Consider the following 25588-nt stretch of genomic DNA (forward strand, 5'->3'; position numbering starts at 1 on the left):
CCGCTTTTAAAAGCGCAAATTTAAGGTTTATATAGAAATATAGACACTTAATACATAAAAAATGAATTTCTAAAACCGAATATAAATTATTAACCTATTTTTGGGCGTGCAAATAAAAACACACGCTGATTCTTGATTAAATCTAATTACAAAGCGCACCTTGCCTTATTTAGTGCGAATTTAATTTATAGCATCAATCATTTTGTAGCCAAAGGGATTATGCCCGAAAAAATTAATGCAACACCGCTTGTGTTTTTTAGGGTTTTAGGTGCTGGCATTATGTTTTGGTGTGTTAAATTTTTCATTAAAGAAAAAGTCGAAAAAAAAGATTTTTTCAGGCTTATGCTTTGTGGTTTGTTGGGTGCTTCCTGCAATCAACTTGCTTTTTTTCATGGGTTAAGCTTAACATCGCCAATAGATACATCTATTATTATGACTTCGGCACCCGCTGTTGTTTTTGTTTTTAGCGCCATTATTTTACGAGAAAAAATCACTAGTTATAAATTATTAGGACTTAGTATTGGTGCTATTGGTGCTATAGGCTTAGTCTGGTACGGACAAGTTACGCAAGGCAGCAGCACCTTTGTTGGCAACCTATTGGTGTTTCTTAATGTTTGCTTCTTTTCGCTTTACCAAGTAATTGTAAAACCATTAATTACCAAATATCACTTTATAACCATTATTAGTTGGGTGTTTTTATTTGGGTTACTGTTTTTAATTCCGTTTGGGTTAAAAGATGTCATCTATGAAACCAACTACCAAGCTTTTAACTTAAACACGTATCTTGTTATTGGATTTATAATTGTATTTACCACATTTTTCACATTTCTATTTAATATTTATGCGCTTAAACAAGTTTCGCCATCGGTTGCTGGTAGTTACACCTATACACAGCCCGCTATAAGCTTCATCATTGTTATTATTCTGACGTTGTTATTTGACAATAAAACGTATAGCGGCGATATTAATATTATAAAAATTATGAGCTGTTTTATGGTTATTATTGGGGTTTACCTAATTAGCAAAAAACCAAAAGCACTTGCACAATAAGCCATCAGATTTTTAGGTATTCCCACAACATTTTTGATATATTTAAGTTTAATAAATTGAGATTGCTTATACTTTACTATTTTTGCAGCATTAATCCACTATTTTTATGAGTTCAGCTTTTGAAAGAGACCAAAAACGCCGACTAATTTCCTCGTACTTTTCGGTAGTACTAAGTATTGCCTTGGTTTTATTTTTATTAGGATTGTTAGGTATGTTAGTTTTAAATGCCAAAAAAGTGTCCGACCATTTTAAAGAACAAGTTGTTGTAACGATATATTTGAAAGAAACCGCTAAAGAAGTTGAAATTAAGCAACTCGAAAAAAGCTTAGCAATGGCAGATTATGTAAAATCTACCGAATACGTTACAAAAGAACAAGCTGCCGAATTTTTAAAAGCTGAAAACGGAGAAGATTTTATGGATTTTGTGGGTTACAATCCTTTACAAAACTCCATCGATGTGCACTTAAAAGCCGATTTTGTAACTTCTGAACATTTAGAGAAAATTTCGGAAGAAGCCACTTCCAAGAACTTTGTTGATGAAGTAACTTACGACAATGATTTGGTAAACTTAATGAACGAAAACGTTCAAAAAATAAGTTTCTGGGTACTGGTAATCAGTGGTATTTTTACCATCATAGCTGTTTTATTAATTAACAGTTCTATCAGACTATCTGTTTATTCAAAACGATTTACTATAAAAACCATGCAAATGGTTGGCGCCACCAAACAATTTATCCGCAGACCTTTTGTTTGGAAAAGTGTGCGCTTGGGCATTATTGGCGCCATAATAGCCTTAATTGGAATGGCTATTGTTTTGTATTATATCAATAAAACATTTCCGGAATTAGGCTTAGTAGATAGCCCTGCTTTAATTGTGCTCCTTTTTGCATTTGTATTTGCGTTAGGCATTATTATAACCTGGATAAGCACGCATATTGCCACACAACGCTTCTTGAATTTAAAAACAGATCAGCTTTATTATTAGTTGGTAGTTGTTAGTTGTTAGTTGTTAGTTGATGGAAGCATAAATTAGATTTCTATTAACAGGTTAGTTTTAAATAATTCATTTACTTTGCAATAAATTATTCTACGGGAGTCATTATGGGAGAAAAAAAACAAAAAGAGGCCTCAAAACCAGTATTTATCTTCGGGAAGAAAAACTATAAATTTATGTTTATAGGTTTAGCCTGTATTGCCTTAGGCTTTATTTTAATGTCTGGTGGTGGTAGCGACGACCCTAATGTTTTTAACCCCGAAATTTTTAGCTGGAGACGTATTAGGCTAGCGCCAACACTCGTGCTAATTGGGTTTGGCATTCAGATTTATGCTATTTTATTAAATCCAGACAATAAATAGTCTTAAACTATAGTTTTAGCAAATTTTTCAGCCATTAGTTTTACATAGTTATAGCTGTTTTTCATCGCATCATTCAAGTCTTTTGAATAATTTATAACCGCATCGGCATACTCAATTCCAAAGCTGGCAATGTCGCTGTCTTCCAAATCTATCATACCGCAAAATGCAGCGACTTTTATCTGTTTCGCTTTCGCGGAAGTCATTACCCCTTTAATTGTTTTGCCAGAAAAAGTTTGAACATCTAATTTACCTTCGCCTGTAATAATCCAATCTGCCTTATCCAGTTTAGAATCAAACTGAGCTAAATTTTTAACCAATTGAATCCCTGGCTCTAATTTCCCATTTAAAAACACTTTCGAAGCAATGCCCATACCGCCGGCGGCACCAGCACCTTGAACGGTTTGTGGATCGATATTAAAAACAGATGCAATGATATTTGAAAAATCTTGAAGGCCTTGATCTAGAAGTTTTACATCTGCCTCAGTTGCTCCCTTTTGTGGTCCATAAACATAGGCTGCACCATCTTTACCGTATAACGGATTAGTAACATCGCAAGCAATTTCGAATGATACATCGTTTAGTTTCGGATGAACCTGTGTAACATCTATCGTCACAATTTTTGATAAATTGGCACCGATAGGTTTGACATCATGTTCATTTTCGTCTAAAAACCGATACCCTAAAGCCGTTGCCATTCCAATTCCACAATCGTTTGTAGCGCTACCGCCAATGCCCAAAATAATTTTTGTAGCACCTTTATTAATGGCATCCACTATCATTTCACCAGTACCTAAAGTTGTGGCATTTTTACAATCAAATTGTTCTGGATTTAGCAATTTTACACCCGAGGCTTCAGCCATTTCAATAAAGGCTGTTTTTGACGTTTCAGAATATAAATAAGAAGCTGTTACAGGTTGAAAAAAGGGGTTATTAACAGTCACATTTACGACCTTTCCCTTCAGATAGAAATTAACAACTTCAATAGTACCATCGCCACCATCTGCCAAGGGCAACTTCACAACTTGAATATCTGGATGCATTGTTTTAAGACCTGCTTCAACAGCATTACAAAATTCTAATCCTGTTAAAGAGTTTTTAAATTTATCTGGTGCTATAACAATTTTCATTTTTTTCTATTATTTAACTTTAAACCAGTAAAAACTTAAAGGTTGAAGCTTCCAAGTATCTGCTTTAACTTCTTTATTAGCGAACAAATCGACCACATTGTTTGCAAGCGAATTTATGTTTTGGGAAGCGGTGCTAAAGTTATAAATGGCGTAAATAGTATCATTATCATACACCCGTTTTATTACAAACACTTTATCATTGGCTAGTTTTGCATAGGTAGCTTCTCCATACGGGTTAAACGCCTTTTGATTGCAACGAATGCTTAAAATTTTCTTATACGAATTATAAATACGGTTTCTTAAAGAATCTTTTTCCTTGAGCTCTTTTTCTAAACTATTAAAATTAAGTTTTTCTCTGTTAATTCTTCGTTTAATACCCGATTCTTCAACACCTTTATAATAATTTCTAGAACCCACTAAGGAATGAAAATAGATTCCGGGAACACCAGGAAATGCCAGCATTAAAGATTGTGTTAGCATCATTTTGGCGACTCTATTGTCGTCGCTTTCATTGGAATCGCTCAATAAATCTAAATAATTACAATTTAATTCATAAGGCGATTGCGACCCATCTTCGTTGTTTTTATAACCAACTTGTCCGCCGTGTTTTTCTGCACGTTTAGCTAAATCTAAAATTTCGCTATCGGGGATAATACCTTGTAATGGGCGCATTCCTAAACCATCGTGACTTGCAGTAAAATTAAAAAAGCACACCTTATTACTTGGCATTTGCAACGACGATGCCCAATTGGTTAATACGGTTACATCTTCTTTCATTACCGAATAAACCAATAATGGCGCAAGTGTAAAATTATAAACCAAGTCGGCTTCATCTTCGCCATTTCCAAAATAGGAGATGTTTTCTTTATGAGGCACGTTGGTTTCTGTAATTAAATATAAGTTTGAAGTAAGTGTTTGAATCACTTCTTTATACAATTTAATAATTGTGTGCGTCTGTTCTAAGTGAATACAATTGGTACCGATTTCTTTCCATAAAAACGCGATGGCATCTAATCGAATAAACTTAGCGCCTTTTGCGGTATAATGAAGCAATACATCGAGAATTGCTAAAAATACTTTTGGCGATTGAAAATTCAAATCCACTTGGTCTTCGCTAAAGGTTGTCCAAATATGCTTTACTTCTCCATTTTTAAGTTTGAAAGGTGTTAAAAGTGGTAATGCGCGAGGCCGAACAACTTTTGATAAATCTATTTCAGGATTTACTGCAATAAAATAATCTTTATAATCTTCCTCTTGTGCTAAATACGATTGAAACCACTGTGATGATTTAGACATGTGATTAACCACCGCATCAAACATTAAACTACTGGTTTCGGCTAAGGCTTCAATTTCTTTCCACGTTCCTAAATCTGGGTCTATTTCATAATAATCCGTTACTGAAAAACCATCATCGGACGTATAAGGAAAGCAAGGTAAAATATGTGTTGAGTTGATTTCTGGTAAACAATAGGTGTCTACGAACTTCTTTAAGGTTTTTAAATGTGGCATACCTTCTTGCTGTACATTATCGCCATAAGTAATTAAAATGGCATCTTTTTCATTTAAAGGCTGAGCTTCATTTTTAATTTTTGATTGATACTTTTCAATTAGATTTTCAATGCCTGTATACATAGCAGTTGCATGCTCTCCATAAAGATCTTTTAATGTGTTTATTGTTTTGTTTTTATCTAATTTTTTCATGATAATGTGTTTCAAAATTAATAATGACTCTTACTTAAATTATTCACCTTTACGACAACATACTTGGCAGCGCTATACTGAACAGCACAATAGCAACGAAAAACCCTGCTAGAATGAATACTTCTTTTGATAAAATATCCTTTCTATGAACAGTGAATTTTACATTAAGATCATCCTTAATCTTAACCTTGTATAATTCACTCACTACTAATGCAATAATTAGTGTTAAAATAAATCCAGTTAAATTAAACCAAATCCAAAAAATGTTATCAAAATTTATTTTAATTAAAATATTTATAATAACCCCACCAATAAGGCCGGCATTCATTCCAATATGGTTTACACGTTTAATGAAAATGGCGATTACAAACGTTGCTAAAATAGGTCCGTTAAATTGTGATGAGATGATATTAATTAATTCTATTACAGTTCCTTCGCTATTGCCAAATAAATAGGCTGCGCCAATACAAACGATGCCCCAAAAAATAATGGACATTTTAGAGTATTTCATATAGGTTTGGTCGTCTAATTTTTTAGTGCCTCTATTAAAAATATCTTCAACCGTAACAGCTCCTAAGGAATTGATGGTAGAACTTAAAGACGACATGGCAGCCGATAAAATACCTACAATTAAAATCCCAATTAATCCATGAGGTAAATATTTGATGATGAAAACTGGAATCATTAAATCTGGCTTCACACCACTGGTTGCATAAAATTCTGGGTAATGTGTTTGTGTCATGGCGGCTATTTCTGTAGAGAACTCAGGAACAACAGTAACCAGTCCACCAATAATAAGCCCCATAATACAATAAACAAATACCACCGGAAAGCGCAACAAGCCATTAGCCATTAACAATTTTTTAATGGTGCTTTCATTTCTTGCAGATAACAATCTCTGCGCCTGTGTTTGGTCTGTTCCGTAATACGAAAGGTATAAAAACAACCCACCTAAAACCATTGGCCAAAACCCGTATTCATCACCTGACACTCCTAAGTTTGAGAAATCTATTATTTGCAATCTACCAGCATCAAAACCTGTAAATTCCGGATGACTCCCTAAGGTTTGCCACCCATAAACAAGACAGATTAAAAGTCCTAAAAACAATATTATCATTTGTATGGCATCACCCCAAACAACCGCTTTCATACCACCCATATAAGAATAGGCAATGGTTATCACAATGATTAATGCAATGGTATAATGGAAACTAATATTTAAAACTGCCTGTAAAATCATGGCAATGGCAAAAACAGCAACCCCAGTAGATAAAGACCTCGCTATTTGAAAGACAATACTTAAAATGATTCTTGTTGATACTGAAAATCGTCTTTCGGCAAACTCATAAACACTCACAATATTTGCTCTATAAAGTGGTGGAATTATTAAAACCATAATCCCTATCATCGCCAAAGGAACCGCTAACTCGAAGGTTAACCATTTCATCCCACCATTTTGAGCGAGCCCCACAAATGCCGGAGCAGAAATAAAACTTATCGCCGATAATTGTGTTGCCATTGTAGATAAACTCAATGGAAACCATCCCATGCTTTGTCCGCCTAAAAAATAATCTTTCGCATTTTTATTTTCTTTAAAAAAATAGCCTAAGCCCAAAAAGCCGACTAAGTATGCTATAACAATTGTAAAATCTAACCAGTTCATATTGTGTTTTTAAAAGATTATTAATTATTTATTAAATCGAGGTACAATGCAGCGCTCCATGAAAAATCGGAACCGCCATAGCCTTTACTGTCTGCTTTATATTCTGATTTTCTTGCGTCGAAATATTCGTAAAACCCTACTTTATCTAATATTTCAATGCTATCAAATTTTATCTGTTGTGCTAAATCTTTATAACCATAATCCTGTAACCCATAATAAAGTATCCAGTTTAAATTTATCCAAACAGGACCTCTCCAATATTTTTTAGGATTGAATTTTTCACTTGTTGGGTCGAATGATGCCAACAAATACATGGAATCGCCTCCAAATTTAGACTGCATAGTTTCTATTAATTCCGCCGCTTGTTCTTTGGTAGGTATTCCGGCATACAACGGCGAAAATGATGATGAACTAACCAATTTAATTGGTCTTTCGTTTCTTAAATCGTAATGCACATAGGCCTTTAACTCCTTGTTATACAATTTAGAATTAAACGATGCGATGCTTTTCGCATTCCAACTTTTTAATTGCTCGATTTTAGATTCATTACCTCCAATTAATTCATACATATTAATTAGTGCATGGTTTGATTTAATCAACATGGCATTAAATAACGGGTCTTGAACCAAAAATGGCGAATGCTCTGCTATTTTAGCATCATCGTAATTATGACTCTTCGCAATATCAATAATGTGTAAATAATGGTCGTATTCCCTTTGTGTTGGGCGTTCTTCTGGGTTTACATGCGATGTATCTCTTCGTTCAAAAGTGTAAACCGGCGGATTCATAGTTTCAAAAATACTATCCCATAAAGGCGAATTATCGGTGCCCGATTCCCAATTATGATAAATATAAACCAGTCCTTCATTTCTAGGATCTCTGTTATTATAGAAATATTCGTGGTTTTTGAAAACTTTATCAATCGTGCGTTTAATGAAATTTAAAGACGCTTTTTTGTCTTTTGAAATCTGATAAATTTTTTCAATTGTAAAACCAGTTACAGGAGGCTGCGTCATTCCAGTTGAAGGATATTTTTTATTTGATAACGGATGCAAATCTGCTCTATGAAAATTTGGCCCAGGAAAATAACTATCACTTAATTGATGAAATACAATGTGAGGGATAAATCCGTTTTCCCATTGTGCATCTAAAAGAGTTTCTATTTCCTTTTCGGCTTTATCCATGTCGTAATGCGCAAACCCAATGGCAATAAAACCAGAATCCCATAACCATTGGTATGGATATAAATTTTTACTTGGTACAGAGTAGCCGTTTCTCCAGTTGGCATCTAATATTGCTATGGCTTTATTTTTCATTTTTTCAATATGGATTTTAATAAATCTTCAAGGGCATCTAATGACAGGTTTTGTTTTCCAATCTTGTAATTTTCGTTAACCGCTTCTGAATATTTGGATTTATTTGAAATTAAATCAATGGCTTTATTTGATGCATTGGCAATAATTTCTGGAGCAACAGCTGCTAATCCATCTTCTTTTACCGTATGCGTATCGCCTAAATCGACGGTGTTAAATTTAAGATGCAAAATATCTTGCACAAAAACAGGGTATTGATAGCTGATAACAATTTTTTTAGCAACTAATGCTTCAATAAATTGATTGCCCCAACCTTCTAAAAGACTGGTGTACGTAACGATGTCGCAATTAGCGTAACAATCCCATAAGGAGTATATTTTCTTGCTATTGGTTTGATGTCTTTCGTGATCGACGTATTCATTAACCCATTTAATATTAATGTGTTTTGAAAGGGCATAATTCATTATTTTTTCAAAATACGGGTCGTCTTCATTTAATCCAACCATTAAAAAAACAATGCTGCTATCGGCTTGAAAAACTTCGTCGTTGTATAATTTCTTTCCGACTAATTTTTGCTTATTGGCATTTAATTCCGCCACAAAATCCAGCGCTAATTCTATCCCTTTTCTGGCTACAATTCTGGTTGCCTGTAAAATAATTATATCGTTCTTTTTAATACCAAATGTGGTTCTGAAATCTTCATTATAGGCATCTACAACCCAGTTGTTATCGAACTCAAAAACGTTAGGAACAACGGTACTTTCAATGCCTCTTCTTTTAAATAATTCGTTTTTAGCAATGTTATTTATTACCACATGCTTAATTCTTGGATGAACCGGAGGAAATATTGTATTCAAATAATCTTGAACAAAAGAACAGGTTGGGTGGCTGTATTTTTCTCTTTCCCAATGAAAATCGTGATGATGACATAAACATTTCACATCAGAATTTTTTATGGCATTTGAAAAACCTAAACCAGCAGATAAGTTCCAGCCTAATGAAAACATATTATTAACCATTAAAAGGTTAATATTTTTCTTTTTAATGATTTCTATAAGTTTTGTCTCAATTGATTTTGCTTCTCTTTCTATTTCCTGCTTAAACTCATCTTCGTTTTTATAAGAATGAAATTTAACATAGGCATTTTCTACCACTTTATTGTTGGTGGCATCGTTATAATGTAACTCTTTAATAATTTCAACATCTTTTAAAACGCCCATAGAACCAGCAATATAAATTACGTTATGACCGAGGTTTTCAAGTACCAGTTTCCATTTATCCATTTCTAAAGAAACACCATCGGTTTCTCCTACTCTAAAGTGACAAAGTGCTATTGTTAATTTCATGCTGTAATTTTTATGGATTGCTTTGAATTTTAAAATAAACTCACCACCTACACTTAGCCATAAGTGATGAGTTGCTATTAACCAATTTCTTGATTATAATTTGGAATTTAATTTGATAAAAAACCCATCACCAGTATCTAGTAATAGTGATGGGTAAAATACTCAATCAAACTAAACTTACTTTTTTTGAACCTTAGAATTTAAAGGTGGCATTAAAAAATACACGTCTTGGTAAAATTGGACGCCCTACAAAATATTGTTCTGTAGTTGATTGCGTGAAAGCTCTAGGGTCACCTTCTGATAAACCTTGGCTATCCCCTAAATTAAATACTGAGAAACCAAGTCTTAAATTTTTATCATCTTCAAAACCAATGGTATACCCTGCTCCAATTCTTAAAACTGTAAAGCCATCAAGTTCAACTAAATTCGCGTCATCATTAAATTGACTACCTCTAATGTTAGCCGATGCAAAAGCATCAACCTTTTTATTATCATAATCTAAACGTAATGTAGACAAAGTTGTAGGCTGTCTTCTTAATTGTTTTCCAACGTTAGCCCCATTTGTAACAGTCCCTTCTACTAATACATTGCCATCGACAGTTCCTGATTGCAATACCGTTCTTTCATCAGATTTAAGCTCGTGACCTTGATATGTGAAATTTCCGTTGAAAGAGAAATTTTCTGCAAATTTCCAATCCCATGATACCTCTGCACCAAGAGTTTCTGTATCTTGAACTGTTTTAATACCATCAACAGTACCTATAGATCCGCCGTAGTTTAACCTTTGAATAGCAACTCTATCAACCAGAGTTGTATAGTAAGCCGCAAATGTTCCTGAGAATTTGCTATTTGCGTATTTTAAACCTGTTTCAACTTGATAAATATTTTCAGGCTTGTAATCTCCTGCAATAACCCCATTACTTACAACATTTATACTTCTGGCTAATGGGAAGAAATAACCTTTAGACATGTTAGCGTAAGCATTCAATTTATCATTAATTTTATACAGTGCCGCTAAGGAAGCTGCAAAACCTGTAGTACTAACTTCGGCTCTAGTAAAACCTCCTGTTGCATATCTTACATTCTTTAATGCAGGAGTTAAACCAGCATCAGTATATACTTCTTTAGATGCAATACCTCCATTTTCTCTACTAGCCTTTTGATTTTCAATACGGAAACCAACATCTATACGCCATTTATCTAGAATCATCTCATCTGTTAAATAAAAAGCAGTTCTATCTTGTGTTAAGAAAGTATTGGCTGTTTGCCCTATTCTTGCACTTAACCCATTTTGAGAAAAAATAACTGGATTTCCACCAGCGTCTGTAAACGAAAGATTTACTAATTGTGGCGCATCGTTAAATGCTGATAATGTTCTAAATTGATAATTATTATCTTCTCCTTGAGAAGATGTCATATAAGTTCCAAATGTAACGTTATGTTCAACTATGTCACCCGACAACTTTTTAGTTATACTAAATTCACCTGTTAAATCTGAAATAGGTCTGTTTCTATCTACATTTAAATTATCGATTATTCTATCATTTGCTCCAAGAGCCGTACCCCCCATATAAGTAGCATTTATATTAGTAGCACCTGCATAACCATACTTAGCTAAATAATCACTTAAAGTAGCTGGCGCATTTACTGTTCCATTAGCTGCTACATACAATCCAAAATCGTTCACATACTCAGAAACCTTAACTTTTGAATTAATTTTCCAATCATTTCCCAAATCATAGTTAAAATCGCCCATCACATAAAAACCTTTTGTATGGACACCGTCTCCAATAGGACTTCTGTATTCTCCTGCAGGCGTTAAAAAACTAATATTTCTAACATGTGAAGAGTTTAATTGATAAACTGTTTTGCCATCATTACCCGTAATACGTTCTCTTGAATCACCATCTAATGGAAGGCCTAATAAAAACTGTGCTTTGTCATCAATAAATTGAGTATACACTGTTACTGATCCCTTATCAAATTTCTTTTTCAAGTTTCCTCTAAATTGATATCCTTTTGAAGGCAATCCAAAATCTAACGGTCCATCATCTTTACGAACCCATCCAGTTAAAGCATAATAGGTATTGGAATCGTCGCTTCCAACTTTACCACCAGTATAAAACTCTGTTTTCACTCTTCCTTTATCAGCGAATTCAAAATTTATAATGTTTTCATCATTGGTATCACCAGTTTTAGAAATGTAGTTCATTACACCAGCGGTAGAACCTGCACCATACAAGATGGATGAACCACCACGTACAAACTCCATACCTTTTACTCCTAGGTCAACTTTTGCATAAACATCACCAGCCGTAGAACTTAATCCATATCCGGCTAGAGTTAAACCATCATACTGAATAGGAGAAAAGTCGTTTTGACCACCAGATGGTAATCCCCTAACAAAGATGTTAGTTGCGGCTTCACCACCACCACCATCGGCAACAATACCTGGGATGGAAGCAACAATATCCGCCTGACTATTCGCATTTAAACGTGTTAATTGCGTCGCCTTCATAGAAGTAATAGAATTTGGTGATTCTTTTTGAGATCTAAAAGTAGAAGATGCTGTAAGTACCACTTCATCTAAAGTATTTCCTCCTTCTTGTAAAACAATCTGCACCTTAATGGCAGATCCGGTTATATTAACCGCTTGCTCTTTAGTTTCATATCCTAAATAGGATATTTTTAATTTTTGCGCACCTGTAAGATTTGCTGTAAAACTAAAATTTCCATCAAAATCTGATGTAGCTCCAGAAGTACTTCCTATTAATAGGATGTTTGCTCCTGTAATTGGGACACCTGCATTGTCTTTAACAGTTCCTGATATTTCCGTTTGCGAAAACATTGCAGAAATGCCAAACAAGCATAAAAATGTTAAAATTGTTTGTTTCATTATATTTAGTATTAGTTAATTATTTGACGAATTTATTGTAATATACGCAATTTATATGACATAAATTTGCCATATTTGCATGCAAACGTTTGCGAAAACGTTTGCGGTATCATTTTTTTTAACAAAAAAACTTAAGAAGCCATGAAAAAAGGTGTGACAACTTTAAAGAAGCTTTCTAAAATTCTAAACCTATCTGTATCAACAGTTTCCAGAGCTCTAAATGATCATCCGGATATTAGCGACGAAACCAAAGAGAGCGTCAAGAAATTAGCGCAGTCTATGAACTATGTTCCTAATATTTTTGCAAAAGGGTTTAGAAAAAGCAAGTCGAATATATTGGGCGTTCTTGTACCCAGTATTACCCACTATTTTCATAGCACGATTTTAAAAGGCATTCTGGAAGAAGCCTCCATGAAAGGCTATAGAGTTATTATTTCGGAATCTAATAACGATGTTTTGCAACAAACCGAAATGTTAAATACCCTAACCCAGTTTGGGGTAGACGGCATTTTAGCATCGCTTACTAAAAAAACTAAAAATGTTGATAGCATTTTACCCGTTTTTAGTAAACTACCTGTAATTCTTTTCGATAAAGTTTCCAATAAAATTCCCTGCACGCGCATAATTACCAATGATGAAGAAGCCGCATATAATGTTGTAGAACACCTGATAAATATTGGTAAAAAAAGAATTGCCATTATTAAAGAACGAGAGTTCTCTTATAATTCTGAAAAACGATATACCGGATATTTAAAAGCATTAAAAGACAACAATTTAGAAATAGATGAAAAAATTATTATTAGTGTTGACGACATCTCGCAACAACAAGGAAAAAGAATGACCAATATATTATTAAGCCTGAAACAAAGACCCGATGCTATTTTTGCCATTACAGACGGTGCCGCAATTGGCGTGATTCAAACATTAAAAAAATTCAATATTAAAATTCCCGAAGAAATTGCTGTGGTTGGATTTAGCAACAATATAAATTCAACAATTATTGAACCAACACTAACAACCGTAGACCAACCTGGAGAAACACTTGGCAAAACCGCTGTGAAGTACTTAATAGAAGAAATAGAAAGCAACACAGACATTGTAATGCATAAAACCATAGAACTAAAAAGCTCCCTTATAATTAGAGACTCCACATTTAGAGCAAAATAAATGCGCGTTTTGCAAATTAAAATATCGTTTTTAATACATTTGCCGCATGAATTATATAGAAGCTATTATTTTAGCAATCATTGAGGGCATCACCGAGTTTTTACCTGTGTCGTCAACCGGACATATGATTGTTGCATCGTCATTTTTCGGAATTGCGCACGAAGATTTCACCAAACTTTTTACCATTGTTATTCAATTAGGAACCATAATATCTGTAATTGTTCTCTATTTTAAACGCTTTTTTCAAAGTTTAGATTTTTATTTTAAACTCTTGGTTGCTTTTATTCCTGCGGTTGTTCTAGGTTTATTATTTAGCGATGCCATCGACGGTTTGTTAGAAAACCCCATAACCGTAGCTGTGTCTTTAATTATTGGCGGTGTGTTACTGTTAAAGGTGGATGACTGGTTTGGCGACGAAGAAGGCACCGAAATATCCTATTTAACGGCCTTAAAAATTGGCTTTTTTCAATGTCTTGCTATGATTCCTGGAGTTTCTAGAAGTGGCGCGAGTATTGTTGGTGGTATGACACAAAAATTATCTCGTACCGTAGCTGCAGAATTTTCGTTTTTCTTAGCGGTACCAACCATGTTGGGTGCCACCGTTAAAAAAAGTTACGATTATTATAAAGCAGGTTTTGAATTAACCCAAGAGCATATCAACCTTTTAATTATTGGAAACGTAGTTGGTTTTATAGTTGCTTTAATTGCCATAAAATCTTTCATCACTTACTTAAGTAATCACGGTTTTAAAATTTTTGGTTATTATAGAATTGTTGCAGGCGTAATTGTGCTGTTAATTCACTTCTTTGTTCAAAAACTAACTATTATTTAATGACTGTTGAAGACTATCAAGCGGGTCAAGCATTATTAATTGACAAACCACTGCATTGGACTTCCTTTCAAGTAGTTAACAAACTGCGATGGGAAATTCGGCAAGCCTTCAATATAAAAAAAATAAAAGTGGGTCACGCAGGTACTTTAGACCCCTTAGCAACGGGCTTATTGGTGCTTTGTACTGGAAAAATGACGAAACAAATAGACACCTTTCAAGCACAAATTAAAGAATATACCGGTACGATTGTAATTGGTAGCACCACGCCTTCTTTTGATTTGGAAACAGAAATCAACGAAACATTCCCAACAAGCCATATTACTGAAAGTTTAATTAAAGAAACCACCAAACAATTTATTGGCGATATTCAACAATATCCACCTGTGTTTTCAGCTATTAAAAAAGATGGAAAACGTCTTTATGAATTTGCTAGAGCTGGTGAGGATGTTGAGATTAAACCGCGTAGTGTAAACATTTCAGAGTTTGAAATTACAAATATTGACACTTCAAATGTGAACAAAACAGGTGCTATACCTGTAGATTTTCGTGTGGTTTGCAGCAAAGGCACTTACATACGCTCGTTAGCAAACGATTTTGGTAAAGCCTTACAATCTGGCGCACATCTTTCTGCACTACGACGAACCAAGATTGGCGATTTTGATGTTGCACATGCGCTTTCAATAGAAACTTTTATAAAAAATCTTCCTTCGGAATAATTATTGATACTATGGTTTTCAAAAACTTAATTATATGAAGCCATTTTATGTAATATTCTGCATTATTTTTTTTGTTTCATTATCTTCTAATTCACAAATTGAAAAAGAAAAAACAAATGGTATTTTTTACAAAATATCATTAGCAACTACACTATCTATAAATGAAGATTATGTTGCTTTTGATGAAGACGACTCTAGCACACTTATTGAACCAAGTGCCCTGTTTTTAAACAATACTATTGGTTATAAGTTTGACCAACGTACAATGTTAGGATTAAACTTTGAATACAATTGGCACTCTAAACAAGGACTTCATTTTTTTCCAACCTATTTAAACCTACAGCATAATATACTTGTTGATGATACCAGTTTATTTGTACGTGGTGGCTACGGAACCCTTTTAGGCATGGGAAAACAATTTGAAAAAGGAAATATGTACAAAATAGGATTGGGTATCGAATCCGTGGACATAAACAATGCCATATTATTTGGGCTAGATTTTTCGAGAAAACGTTTCGGGAACCATAATTTAGAAGGCATTTCGAGCGTATCAATTTTTTTAGAATTTATGATTTTCTAATCTTTTTAGCTTAAATTGTCGTATATATAGTATTATTTAGATTTTTAAAGACCCTATTTGCATTTATCAGACCAACATAAAGCACTACTAATCACGCTCCTACTTTCAGGAACGGTGCTATTGGTTGTTTTTAATTTAACTTTAAAAACAGGCGAGGATTTAGCTGCGGAAAGCTATTACGAAATAATTCCTGAGAAAGATATTTCTCCAGAAGAAGCTAAAATACTTGAAGCCTTAGAGAAATTTAATGCCAGTAAAGCCGAAACAAACAGTGCATTTAACGAAACTGAAAAAAATAATCAATATGCGCAGGCGTATCAAAAAATTGAGCCGCCAGAAGATTATGTGCCTGCAACTAGTGAAGAAAATGATGGCACCGACGAAAGTTCTAATAGCATTGGTGAAAACAAACCTTTAAAACCGGCAGTAAACAAAGAGCAGTTATCGTCTTTTAGTAAAGTAAATGAATTATTGAAAAATCAGCAAAATGCCGGTGTAAACACAAAAAGCACCATTAGTTTTTCGCTGGTAAAGCGCACAAAAGTTTTTATTCCTATACCCGTTTATTTATGCGAAGTTGACGGGAAAATTGTCATTAATATTACCGTTAATAGTAAGGGTGATGTTATAAATACCTATTTGAATAACTCTTCAACCTCTTCGAATGCCTGTTTAATAGAAACGGCTCTGAAATATGCTAAAGAATCACGGTTTAGCGCAGATGCCACCAAAGACTCTCAATTAGGATCTATTACGTTTAATTTTATTGGCAAACACTAGGTTCGAATTTACAAAGCATCTCAATAACATCTTTAATAATATTCTGGCCTTTATCATTATTATACCAATGCTGTAAATCTTCTTTAAATTCTGGAGTTAGCGTTCCATACATAGCCTTAAAACGGTTTACATAACTTGTAGCTTCGCTTGGACGTGGTCCATAAGTATTAAGCACTTCACCCGTTTGGTCATCAATCATTATTAATTTAGGCACAGAACGACTACCAAAAGTTAAAAACATATCCATTAACTCGAGGTTTTCATCGCGCAAAACAATTCTTAAATTTATATGCTTATTTAATTCTGCTATTTTATTCAAAACAGGAACCATATGTGCCGCATCACCACACCAACTTTCAACGATAACTAACCAGGTAACTGGATGTTCAAATTCCACAATCTTTTTTTGCGCTGCTGCCGAAACTTTTAAAGTTTTGTCCCAACGCTTCATACGCGTCTCGTTTAATTTCGTAAATCTCACAAAAGTTTCCGATTTATCATTTCCAGTGGTTGCGTTTTCTTCAGCTAAAGTTTTAACCAAATCTCTATATTCCTGATACGATATGCTTCCTTTTAAACTATTACTAATTATCGAATTCATATTACTTTTGTTTTAATAACTCCAATTTCAATGAGGCAAATTTAGAGTGTGCATATTTTAAATTAGATGATATTTGTCATGATACACTTATTTACTCACAAACCACAGACAAGGGCAACTAATTTATTGACCAGTTTATTTTAAAAGATTATATTCGTTGCACTTGATTTTTAATGATTTAATTATGACAAAACAAAGATGCGCTTGGTGTGTAGGAGATGATTTGTATGAAGCTTATCACGACCAAGAATGGGGCGTTCCTGTTTATGATGATGCTACTATTTTTGAATTTTTAATCTTAGAAACCTTTCAAGCTGGGTTAAGTTGGATAACCGTTTTACGCAAAAGAGAAAATTTTCGAGCTGCTTTTGATAATTTTGATTACCATAAAATAGCGACATACAATCAAAATAAAATTGACACCCTGCTGCAAGATGCTGGAATAATAAGAAATAAACTGAAAATTCATGCAACCATAACTAATGCTGAGGCTTTTATAAAGATTCAAGAAGAATTTGGAAGCTTTGGCAAGTACATTTGGGGATTTGTAAACGGAAAACCTATAAAAAACAAACACAAAACCATAAAAGATTTACCCGCCACCTCGCCAATTAGTGACGCGTTGAGTAAAGATTTAAAAAAACGCGGATTTAAATTCGTGGGTTCTACCGTTATTTATGCCCATATGCAAGCCACGGGTATGGTGAAAGATCATGAAGTTAACTGTTTTAGATACAGCGAAGTTTAAGTTTTTAAAAACTCTAAAAATACCTCTCGAGGTATGTCTTCTGCTCCCAAACTTTCTAAATGATTGGTGTAAACCTGGCAATCTATTAGTTTATAATTGGTGTTTTGTATAAATGTAATGAATGCCACTTTGCTGGCGTTACTTTCTTTGGTAAACATACTTTCGCCACAAAACACGCCATTATTCAAATCTACGCCATAAAGACCTGCAACTAATTTGTTATCTCTCCAAACTTCTACAGATTTTGCATATCCTAAATTATGAAGATTTACATAGGCTTCTAACATATCGTTAGTTATCCAGGTATCAAACTGACCTTCTCTTTTAGTTTTAGAACATTCTGTAATCACGCTTCTAAAATCCTTATTAATCGTTACGGTATAATCACATTTTTTCAACACCTGTTTCATACTTTTTGAAATTTTTAGCTTTTCTGGAAATAGCACAAAACGCGAATCTGGAGACCACCATAATATGGGTTCACCTTTGCTATACCAAGGAAAAATACCCTGCTTGTAGGCGTGCACTAAACGCGCTACCGATAAATCCCCTCCAATAGCTAACAAACCTTCTACAGAAGCCTCTGTTACATCCGGAAACCATATGTCTTTAGTTAATACGTACATTGGCATTTATAATGCAATAAAAATAAAAAACCTCAACATTTTAATAAATATTGAGGTTTTAAAAATTATTATCTTGAGATTTCCGCTTACGCGGGAATCACTGTTTTAGTATTTAAAACGGTAAATCGTCGTGATCTTCTTCGTTTAAATCGCCTGCTGGTTCAAAAGCATCTGCTGGTGGAACCGGCGGAATATTTCCTCCTGAAGCATCGGCTTGTAACGCTTCAATTCTCCAACCTTGAATAGAGTTAAAATATTTAGTTTCTCCTTGCGGGTTTACCCACTCTCTTCCACGTAAATTAATACTAATTTTTACCTGCTGTCCTTCTTTATAGCTATTTAGCAAATCACATTTGTCTTGAACAAACTCCACCATAATATGTTGTGGGTATTGCTCTTCTGTGGTTACTACTACCTCTCTTTTTCTAAAACCATTGCTTCCAAAAGTTTGAGTATCACCTACCATTTTAATTCTTCCTTGAACTTCCATTTATTCGTATTTATTTCTGTTTATTACTATTTTTCAGATTCCTGTCTACGCAAGAATGACTATATTATTCGATACCTCGCTACGTTGTAGAGAGGATTATTTTTTCAACTTAACAATACTTTCCAAGCACTTTCAACATCACCAAAACTTAAATAATTACGTGCCAATTTATGTTTTTGTCTGTGTGTAGCCGTTTTTATTTTTGGATACCGGTCGCTAATATCATTAATAAAAGCATCTACTTGTTCTTGGGTTGGCAACGCTTCTACATTCCCTAACATACCCAAATCATTTCCGGTTAAAACCATACTATTTCTAACGTCTTCAGGAAAATTATCTACACCAATTCCTAACGTCGTTAATGGCTTCGGAATTTCAAAAAACCCTTTTTTTGCGCGACTATAAAAACTTCCACCTGCCCTGGCCACTAAATCTAATTTTACTTGATTTATGCTGCCATCTTCATCTAACACCTCTTCATCAATATGAAATTTTACAATTTCACATATAATTAAATTACCTGCGCCTCCTTCAACCCCTAATTCAATAACATCATTCACCTTACATTCAAACTGCACCGGTGATTCTGCTACGCGATACGGCTTAACAATATCCGATTTAAGCATGGTTAATCCAGCTTTTTCAAATTCATTTACACCTGCAGGATACTCTGTACTACTTAATGATACTTGTTGCACCAAATCAAAATTCACCACATTAATTACAACTTCTTTCGTGTCGAGAATATTTCTTAGTGTATCTTTAATAGAATTATCCGTAACACGACGTGCGGGCGAAAACACCAATATTGGTGGATTGGCACTAAAAACATTAAAAAAACTATACGGCGACAAATTCGCATTTCCATGAACGTCTATGGTGCTTGCAAAAGCTATAGGTCTTGGAGACACCGCACTTAATAACAAACCATGTAATTCCTTGGTTGATAGACTTTTTGGATTGAATGACGGCATTTAAATTTTTTAGGTTATAACAAATCTAACAATTTAATTTTATAAATTCACAACGAAATATTTATGATATTTTTCGCCTAGTCTTAAAACACGTAATGTTAATTATTAAGCAAATGTAACGATAATGTCGTTTAACTAAAAACCATTTTACTAACAACAAGCACAATAATATTAACAGATTTGCATTATATTTCATAACTAATAATTTGATAATGATTTTTACGAAATACAGTAATGCCCTCCGCTGGTTTATTATTGCCGCATCATTTACTATAGTATCGCTTATTTTATGGAAAACTTATGAGTTTTTTCAGCATTTTAAAGATGAGGAACGCACTAAAATGGAAAATTGGTCGTTTGCCCAAACCGACTTTATAAATTCTGACACGAATGCAAATTTAGACCTGACGCTAAAAATACTTAATAGCAACAAAACAACGCCTATGTTGGTTATTAACGAAGATGGAGAATTGGTGAGTTATAACAATTTAGATGACAAAAAAATAACTGATTCTGCATATGTTAAAAAACTAATTTTAAAATTTGAGGCAGAAAACAAACCGATTCCTGTAAAATTAGGAGATACTATTATAAGTACTATTTATTACGGCAACTCAGAACTATTAAACAAACTAAAATACTATCCGCTCGCTTTATTACTGATTGTTTTTTTATTTGGAGCCGTTATTTTCTTTTTCTATCGAAGCAATAAAAATGCCACTCAAAATAAATTATGGTCGGGTATGGCAAAAGAAACGGCTCATCAAATTGGCACACCATTATCTTCGCTAATCGGTTGGACCGAAATTTTGAAATCTGAAAATGTAAACCCAGATTATATTACTGAAATTGAAAAAGATGTGGATAGATTACAAACTATAACCGAGCGTTTTAGCAAAATTGGTTCCATCCCAACCTTAGAAAGAGCAGATATTGTTGCCGAAACCATAAATTCTTACGATTATTTAAAAGCACGGTCTTCAAATTTAATAGATTTTGAATTAATTACTCCAGATGGTGAAATTTTAGTAAATTTAAACAAACAATTATACAGTTGGGCTATAGAAAATTTGGTTAAAAATGCCATTGACGCCATGAAAGGTCGTGGAAAACTAACCGTTGAGATCTCGCAACTAGAAGATACTATAATGGTTAACGTAACAGATACTGGAAAAGGCATTGAAAAAAAGCATTTTAATACGATATTCGAACCTGGTTTTACGACAAAAAAACGCGGTTGGGGATTGGGTCTGTCGCTAACAAGACGTATAATTGAAGATTTTCATGAAGGCAAAATAAAAGTATTGCATTCGGAAATTAAAAAAGGAACGACCTTTCAAATTAGTTTAAAACGCGCACATTAGCTATGGCAACATCATTTATAACCATAAAGGAAGTCCCGATAAGCAACAACTGTCCGGAATGTTTTAATAATACGGGGTTAAAAATTATTTATAAGCAAAAATTTGTAGAAACTAAATATTATAAATCTATTACAGATACTATAACGCAAGACATTATTTGCGATAATTGCCATACCACCATTTACCCTGTTAGATGGACTGAAGATATTGAGCGCGTGGTTGCATATCAAAAAAAAGTGTTGTCGCCTAAAACAGCTTCCACCTATCTTAAAAAAAGAACCTGGGTAATCGCTGCCTCCACGATACTTACTATACTCATTATTGTTTCGCTACTAATTTACCTGCAATTATAAATGCGCTTTAATTCGTTTAGCAACGTCTTGAAATTCTTCGGTAGTTAATTTTACTTTCTGTATAAAACGAGCATCATCCATAGAATGTAACGGAATTAAATGAACATGTGCATGAGGCACTTCTAAACCAATAACCGTGACTCCTACCCTTTTACAAGGAATCGCTTTTTCGATGGCTTTAGCAACTTGTCTAGAAAACTGCATTAAACCAGTATAAGAAGCTTCATCCATATCAAAAATTTTATCAACTTCCTGCTTCGGAATACAAAGCGTATGCCCGATAGCATTCGGATTAACATCTAAAAACGCTAAAAACTCGTCGGTTTCAGCAATTTTATAACAAGGAATTTCTCCTTCAACTATTTTCGTGAATATTGATGCCATGATATTATCTTGAAATCTCTATTATATCAAATTTCATAACGCCGTTTGGCACTTGAATTTCTGCAATTTCGCCAACCGATTTCCCTAATAAACCTTTCCCAATAGGAGAATTTACCGAAATTTTACCAGAGGCTAAATCCGCTTCACCATCGGCTACCAAGGTGTAAACCATTTCGGCACCATTGGTTTGGTTTTTTATCTTAACTTTAGACAACACCAATGCTTTAGAAGTATCTAATTGCGATTCGTCAATAATACGCGCACCAGCTAAAGCGTCTTCAAGTTTAGAAATTCGCATTTCTAACATTCCTTGTGCTTCTTTTGCGGCATCGTATTCGGCATTTTCACTTAAATCACCTTTATCTCTCGCTTCAGCAATAGCTCTAGAAGCTTTAACACGCTCTACATCTTTTAACTGCTTAAGTTCGTCTCTTAATTTTTTTAATCCTTCAGGTGTATAGTATGATACTTTACTCATAACTTCATCGTTTAATAATAATAAAATGCTGAAACGAGTTCAGCATAAAAAAAATCCCGCACATACGAGATTGAGTAACAAATATACAAAATATTTAACTCATTTTGCTTAATGTTGCATACTGAAAATTATTATATTCTTAAATATGAGACCCTTTTTATACACTATCTGTTTTATTTTTTTAGCTGGATGCGCAGGCATTACAGAAAACGAAAATTGCAAATACCTATTAGATATTAATTTTAATATTCCAATAAATTTAAGTTTACCACAATACAGCCAACTGCAATTTGCTGGTAATTCAATATATGTTTCTAACGTTGCAAACGGAGGAATAATTATTGCCAGTACCGGAGCCGATTTTCTTGCCTGGGACGCCAGAGACCCAAACCATGCACAAACATCTTGCTCTATTCTTGTTAATTCTGGTTTAGAAGCCACTTGTGGTTGCGACGACAAAAACACCTACAGTTTAGTAACGGGACAAGCCTTAGGGAGTGATGCGCTTCCTTGTAGTTTAAAAAATTACCGGGTTCAAAAAACAGGGAATATACTTTACATTTCTAATTAATAAAAAAGCGACTCAAAAATGAGTCGCTTTTTTTAATCCCAACAAAATCAGCTCATTAAAACTTCAATGTCATCCCTACTAAAAAGTTTGTTGTTGCCTGTGGATAATAAAAATTCTCTGTAATAGCATCATCGGTAGAACCTACTGGTCTGTAATAATAGCTATAAGTGTATCCGTTAGATACATATTCTGTATTAAAAATATTGTTAACTAACAGATTAAAGGCTACCTCTTTAATCCATGACGGGTGATACTTGAACGAAGCGCTTAAGTTATTTACAAAATAAGCATCCATACTTTTGCTATCGATTGAGGTGTTATCTAAATATTGCTTACCTACATACTTAGAAATAAATCCTATATTCAAATTCTCTAAAGGCGAATAGCTTAAGGTTCCACCAGCAATCACATTTGGTGAAAACGATATATCTGTATCGTCATACGCTGTTGAAACTGCTTCATAAACCACAGTATCGTAAGTGTTTGGATCGTATTGAATATCGTAAACTACATAATTAAATGCTTTTATTTTATTTTGACTAAACGTCGCATTCGCGTCCACTCTAAAAGCATCAGAAAGCTTATAACCTGCCTGTAATTCTATACCTGCTCTATAACTTTTTTCAACATTTTCGCGTATTGGATCGCCAACATCGTCTAAATCGCCCGTTAAAACCAACTGATCTTTATAGTTCATATAATAAAGGTTAGCTGTAGCATAATAACGAGGTGCTTTTAGTTTATATCCAAATTCATAATCTACTAAACGCTCTGATTTTGGTAAAACTGGGTTTTTGGTTAAATCGTCTCTATTAGGCTCTCTATTAGCAACCGCAACAGATCCGTAAACCGAATTAAAATTATCTATAGTAAAAGTGATACCAGCCTTTGGATTGAAAAAGTTATAGCTTTCATTAACAGCAATATTTAACAAATCGGAACTTAAGCCGTTTGCTTTGTAAGTGACATGTCTGTATTGGGCATCGGCAAACGCAAACCATTTAGAATTAATGGTATATTCTGCCTTTATATAGCTGTTAAAATCGCTTTTTTCTCCTAAATTATTGTAATAATTTGTTCTTATGGGCACAGAAACAGGAAAAGAATCCCAAATTAATTCACCAAAATGATCACCATCGTATTTATTGTAACCACCTCCCAAATAAAGATTTAGATTATTTTTCTTGTAATTCATGGAATACACCAACGCATAAAAATCGTTATCTAACCAACGTCTTCTTATAACGTCACCTTCTTCATCGGCATCGGCACTACCTGGAAAATAATCACCTAATTCTTCATCATCTTTATATTGCTCAAAATACCCTTTTCCGCGAGTATAATTTCCAGAAATGTTTGCAGAAAAATTATTGCTAAACTGATGTGATACGTGCAGCTGATAATGCGTTTGCTCATAATTATCTACTTCATTATCATAAGTATAATAATTATAAGTACGCCCAGAGTTTAATAGATTATCTTCCTCTGCCGGAGACGGGTAGTTTCTATCAATAAATGCTTGAATACCTTGCGCATCTCCTTCTACAACCGCTTCTGGAGTACCATACCAAGATTGATATGTTTTTTCTTTACCACCAAATACAATGGCTTTTACAGACGTTTTTTCGTTTATAAACCCCGCTTCAACATAATACGAAGACAAATCTGAAGTTGCTCTATCGATATAACCATCACTCATAATTTTTGATAGACGTGCTTCTGTATAAAAATTGTTATTCAAACCAGAACCCAAACTTATATTATGCTTTCGGGTTCCATACGATCCGATAGCATGTGTTGTTGTAGCATATCCCTTTTCTGAAGGCTCTAAAGTCATAATATTCAAACTAGCTCCAAAAGCACTCGAACCATTTGTACTGGTTCCAACACCACGTTGCAACTGAATATCTTCAACCGAAGAAACAAAATCTGGCATATTAACCCAATAGGTTCCTTGGCTTTCTGAATCGTTATACGGAATACCGTTAATTGTTACGTTTACACGAGTTGCATCGGTTCCACGCACACGAATACCTGTGTAACCAACACCTGCTCCGGCATCACTTGTTGTAACTACCGATGGCATTTGGTCTAAAAGAATTGGTAAATCTTGCCCCAAATTGGTAGACTCCAAATCTTTTTTTGTGATGTTTGAAAATGCTACCGGTGTTTTGTCTTTTGCCCGTGTAGCCGACAACAGAACTTCTTTTAATTGTTCAACTTTTGTTGAATCTTGTTTAACTTGATTTTCTTGTGCACTAGCAAGAAAAGATAACACGAAAAGTGCTAAAAATGGGAATAAATTTTTAGTTTCATTCTTTTTATTTAGAAAGATGAAACTGAATCTTGTTAAAAAGTAATTATAACTTTTTGAAGAACATTTAAGAATAGAAGATTTCATGCGATTATGAATTTATAATCGAATAAAAAGAGGTAATTATTCTTGTTGTTATTAATTTAAAATGGTGACTA

At 33.9% G+C, this 25588-nt stretch carries 25 protein-coding genes; 12 read left to right on the plus strand and 13 right to left on the minus strand.

The features are described 5' to 3' along the window. The first annotated feature begins 132 nt into the window (after positions 1–132). The 3 genes from ACFQ0I_RS01620 to ACFQ0I_RS01630 all read left to right on the plus strand — a co-directional run bounded on the left by ACFQ0I_RS01620 (position 133) and on the right by ACFQ0I_RS01630 (position 2406). On the plus strand, positions 133–1050 hold the full coding sequence (locus ACFQ0I_RS01620; RefSeq protein WP_379938750.1) for a DMT family transporter: 918 nt from the start codon (positions 133–135) through the stop codon (positions 1048–1050). Between the two features lie 106 nt (positions 1051–1156). Next, positions 1157–2035 (plus strand): cell division protein FtsX, encoded by an 879-nt coding sequence (locus tag ACFQ0I_RS01625; RefSeq protein ID WP_379938752.1) that lies wholly within the window; start codon positions 1157–1159, stop codon positions 2033–2035. A 116-nt stretch (positions 2036–2151) separates the two neighbouring features. After that, positions 2152–2406, plus strand: a complete 255-nt coding sequence (locus ACFQ0I_RS01630) for a DUF3098 domain-containing protein (protein WP_379938754.1) — start codon at positions 2152–2154, stop codon at positions 2404–2406. 2 nt (positions 2407–2408) lie between these two features. On the opposite strand, the gene ACFQ0I_RS01635 is transcribed toward ACFQ0I_RS01630, so the two are convergent. From ACFQ0I_RS01635 to ACFQ0I_RS01660, 6 genes are all read right to left on the minus strand, one after another. Further along, entirely contained in the window at positions 2409–3533 is a 1125-nt protein-coding gene (locus ACFQ0I_RS01635; RefSeq protein WP_379938755.1) for a glycerate kinase, read from the minus strand. Positions 3534–3542: 9 nt separating this feature from the next. Beyond that, a complete protein-coding gene (locus ACFQ0I_RS01640; RefSeq protein WP_379938756.1) occupies positions 3543–5234 on the minus strand; it encodes an alpha-amylase family glycosyl hydrolase in 1692 nt (563 codons plus the stop codon). A 49-nt stretch (positions 5235–5283) separates the two neighbouring features. Continuing rightward, positions 5284–6897: a sodium:solute symporter family transporter gene (locus ACFQ0I_RS01645; protein ID WP_379938757.1), complete on the minus strand. Its 1614-nt coding sequence runs from the start codon at positions 6895–6897 to the stop codon at positions 5284–5286. Between the two features lie 20 nt (positions 6898–6917). Then, positions 6918–8213: an MGH1-like glycoside hydrolase domain-containing protein gene (locus ACFQ0I_RS01650; protein ID WP_379938759.1), complete on the minus strand. Its 1296-nt coding sequence runs from the start codon at positions 8211–8213 to the stop codon at positions 6918–6920. Beyond that, complete coding sequence (locus ACFQ0I_RS01655; RefSeq protein WP_379938760.1) at positions 8210–9556, minus strand: glycosyltransferase; 1347 nt, start codon at positions 9554–9556, stop codon at positions 8210–8212. Before ACFQ0I_RS01655 ends, ACFQ0I_RS01650 begins: the two co-directional genes overlap by 4 nt. Before the next feature lie 193 nt (positions 9557–9749). After that, positions 9750–12452 (minus strand): TonB-dependent receptor domain-containing protein, encoded by a 2703-nt coding sequence (locus ACFQ0I_RS01660; protein ID WP_379938762.1) that lies wholly within the window; start codon positions 12450–12452, stop codon positions 9750–9752. A gap of 141 nt (positions 12453–12593) precedes the next feature. Between ACFQ0I_RS01660 and ACFQ0I_RS01665 the strand changes: the two genes are divergently transcribed. From ACFQ0I_RS01665 to ACFQ0I_RS01685, 5 genes are read left to right on the plus strand one after another with little or no spacing between them, the layout of a single operon-like run. Then, positions 12594–13619 carry a LacI family DNA-binding transcriptional regulator gene (locus ACFQ0I_RS01665; RefSeq protein ID WP_379938764.1) on the plus strand — a complete coding sequence of 342 codons (1026 nt, stop codon included), beginning with the start codon at positions 12594–12596 and terminating at the stop codon, positions 13617–13619. A 46-nt stretch (positions 13620–13665) separates the two neighbouring features. Next, a complete protein-coding gene (locus tag ACFQ0I_RS01670; RefSeq protein ID WP_379938766.1) occupies positions 13666–14451 on the plus strand; it encodes an undecaprenyl-diphosphate phosphatase in 786 nt (261 codons plus the stop codon). Then, complete coding sequence (gene truB / locus ACFQ0I_RS01675; RefSeq protein ID WP_379938768.1) at positions 14451–15167, plus strand: tRNA pseudouridine(55) synthase TruB; 717 nt, start codon at positions 14451–14453, stop codon at positions 15165–15167. Before ACFQ0I_RS01670 ends, truB begins: the two co-directional genes overlap by 1 nt. Positions 15168–15201: 34 nt before the next feature. Beyond that, positions 15202–15747 (plus strand): hypothetical protein, encoded by a 546-nt coding sequence (locus ACFQ0I_RS01680; protein ID WP_379938770.1) that lies wholly within the window; start codon positions 15202–15204, stop codon positions 15745–15747. A 57-nt stretch (positions 15748–15804) separates the two neighbouring features. Beyond that, positions 15805–16527, plus strand: coding sequence for a hypothetical protein (locus tag ACFQ0I_RS01685; protein WP_379938772.1), 723 nt, complete (start codon positions 15805–15807; stop codon positions 16525–16527). Here the strand turns inward: ACFQ0I_RS01685 and ACFQ0I_RS01690 are convergent. After that, on the minus strand, positions 16511–17128 hold the full coding sequence (locus tag ACFQ0I_RS01690) for a thioredoxin family protein (RefSeq protein WP_379938774.1): 618 nt from the start codon (positions 17126–17128) through the stop codon (positions 16511–16513). The genes ACFQ0I_RS01685 and ACFQ0I_RS01690 overlap by 17 nt on opposite strands. 184 nt (positions 17129–17312) lie before the next feature. Between ACFQ0I_RS01690 and ACFQ0I_RS01695 the strand changes: the two genes are divergently transcribed. Beyond that, positions 17313–17876 (plus strand): DNA-3-methyladenine glycosylase I, encoded by a 564-nt coding sequence (locus ACFQ0I_RS01695; protein ID WP_379938776.1) that lies wholly within the window; start codon positions 17313–17315, stop codon positions 17874–17876. Here the strand turns inward: ACFQ0I_RS01695 and aat are convergent. From aat to ACFQ0I_RS01710, 3 genes are all read right to left on the minus strand, one after another. Beyond that, on the minus strand, positions 17873–18502 hold the full coding sequence (gene aat / locus ACFQ0I_RS01700) for a leucyl/phenylalanyl-tRNA--protein transferase (protein WP_379938778.1): 630 nt from the start codon (positions 18500–18502) through the stop codon (positions 17873–17875). The two genes, ACFQ0I_RS01695 and aat, sit on opposite strands and share 4 nt — an antisense overlap. 112 nt (positions 18503–18614) lie before the next feature. Beyond that, positions 18615–18992: a DUF3127 domain-containing protein gene (locus ACFQ0I_RS01705; protein WP_379938780.1), complete on the minus strand. Its 378-nt coding sequence runs from the start codon at positions 18990–18992 to the stop codon at positions 18615–18617. A 104-nt stretch (positions 18993–19096) separates the two neighbouring features. After that, the gene (locus tag ACFQ0I_RS01710) at positions 19097–19966 is read right to left on the minus strand and encodes a flavin reductase family protein (protein WP_379938782.1); all 870 of its coding nucleotides are present in this window, start codon (positions 19964–19966) and stop codon (positions 19097–19099) included. Positions 19967–20178: 212 nt separating this feature from the next. On the opposite strand from ACFQ0I_RS01710, the gene ACFQ0I_RS01715 reads away from it, so the two are divergent. Together ACFQ0I_RS01715 and ACFQ0I_RS01720 are read left to right on the plus strand one after the other, a co-directional pair. Beyond that, positions 20179–21330: a sensor histidine kinase gene (locus tag ACFQ0I_RS01715; RefSeq protein WP_379938784.1), complete on the plus strand. Its 1152-nt coding sequence runs from the start codon at positions 20179–20181 to the stop codon at positions 21328–21330. Between the two features lie 2 nt (positions 21331–21332). Continuing rightward, positions 21333–21683 (plus strand): hypothetical protein, encoded by a 351-nt coding sequence (locus ACFQ0I_RS01720; RefSeq protein ID WP_379938786.1) that lies wholly within the window; start codon positions 21333–21335, stop codon positions 21681–21683. Here the strand turns inward: ACFQ0I_RS01720 and ACFQ0I_RS01725 are convergent. Next, positions 21678–22067 (minus strand): HIT family protein, encoded by a 390-nt coding sequence (locus tag ACFQ0I_RS01725; RefSeq protein WP_379938788.1) that lies wholly within the window; start codon positions 22065–22067, stop codon positions 21678–21680. The genes ACFQ0I_RS01720 and ACFQ0I_RS01725 overlap by 6 nt on opposite strands. A gap of 4 nt (positions 22068–22071) precedes the next feature. Further along, on the minus strand, positions 22072–22545 hold the full coding sequence (gene greA / locus ACFQ0I_RS01730; protein WP_379938789.1) for a transcription elongation factor GreA: 474 nt from the start codon (positions 22543–22545) through the stop codon (positions 22072–22074). 145 nt (positions 22546–22690) lie between these two features. On the opposite strand from greA, the gene ACFQ0I_RS01735 reads away from it, so the two are divergent. Then, positions 22691–23116, plus strand: a complete 426-nt coding sequence (locus ACFQ0I_RS01735; protein WP_379938791.1) for a hypothetical protein — start codon at positions 22691–22693, stop codon at positions 23114–23116. 55 nt (positions 23117–23171) lie between these two features. Here the strand turns inward: ACFQ0I_RS01735 and ACFQ0I_RS01740 are convergent, their stop codons facing one another. After that, positions 23172–25517 carry a TonB-dependent receptor gene (locus tag ACFQ0I_RS01740; protein WP_379938793.1) on the minus strand — a complete coding sequence of 782 codons (2346 nt, stop codon included), beginning with the start codon at positions 25515–25517 and terminating at the stop codon, positions 23172–23174. Positions 25518–25588: the final 71 nt, after the last annotated feature.

This window comes from Mariniflexile aquimaris (assembly GCF_042676825.1).
Lineage (GTDB): Bacteria > Bacteroidota > Bacteroidia > Flavobacteriales > Flavobacteriaceae > Mariniflexile > Mariniflexile aquimaris.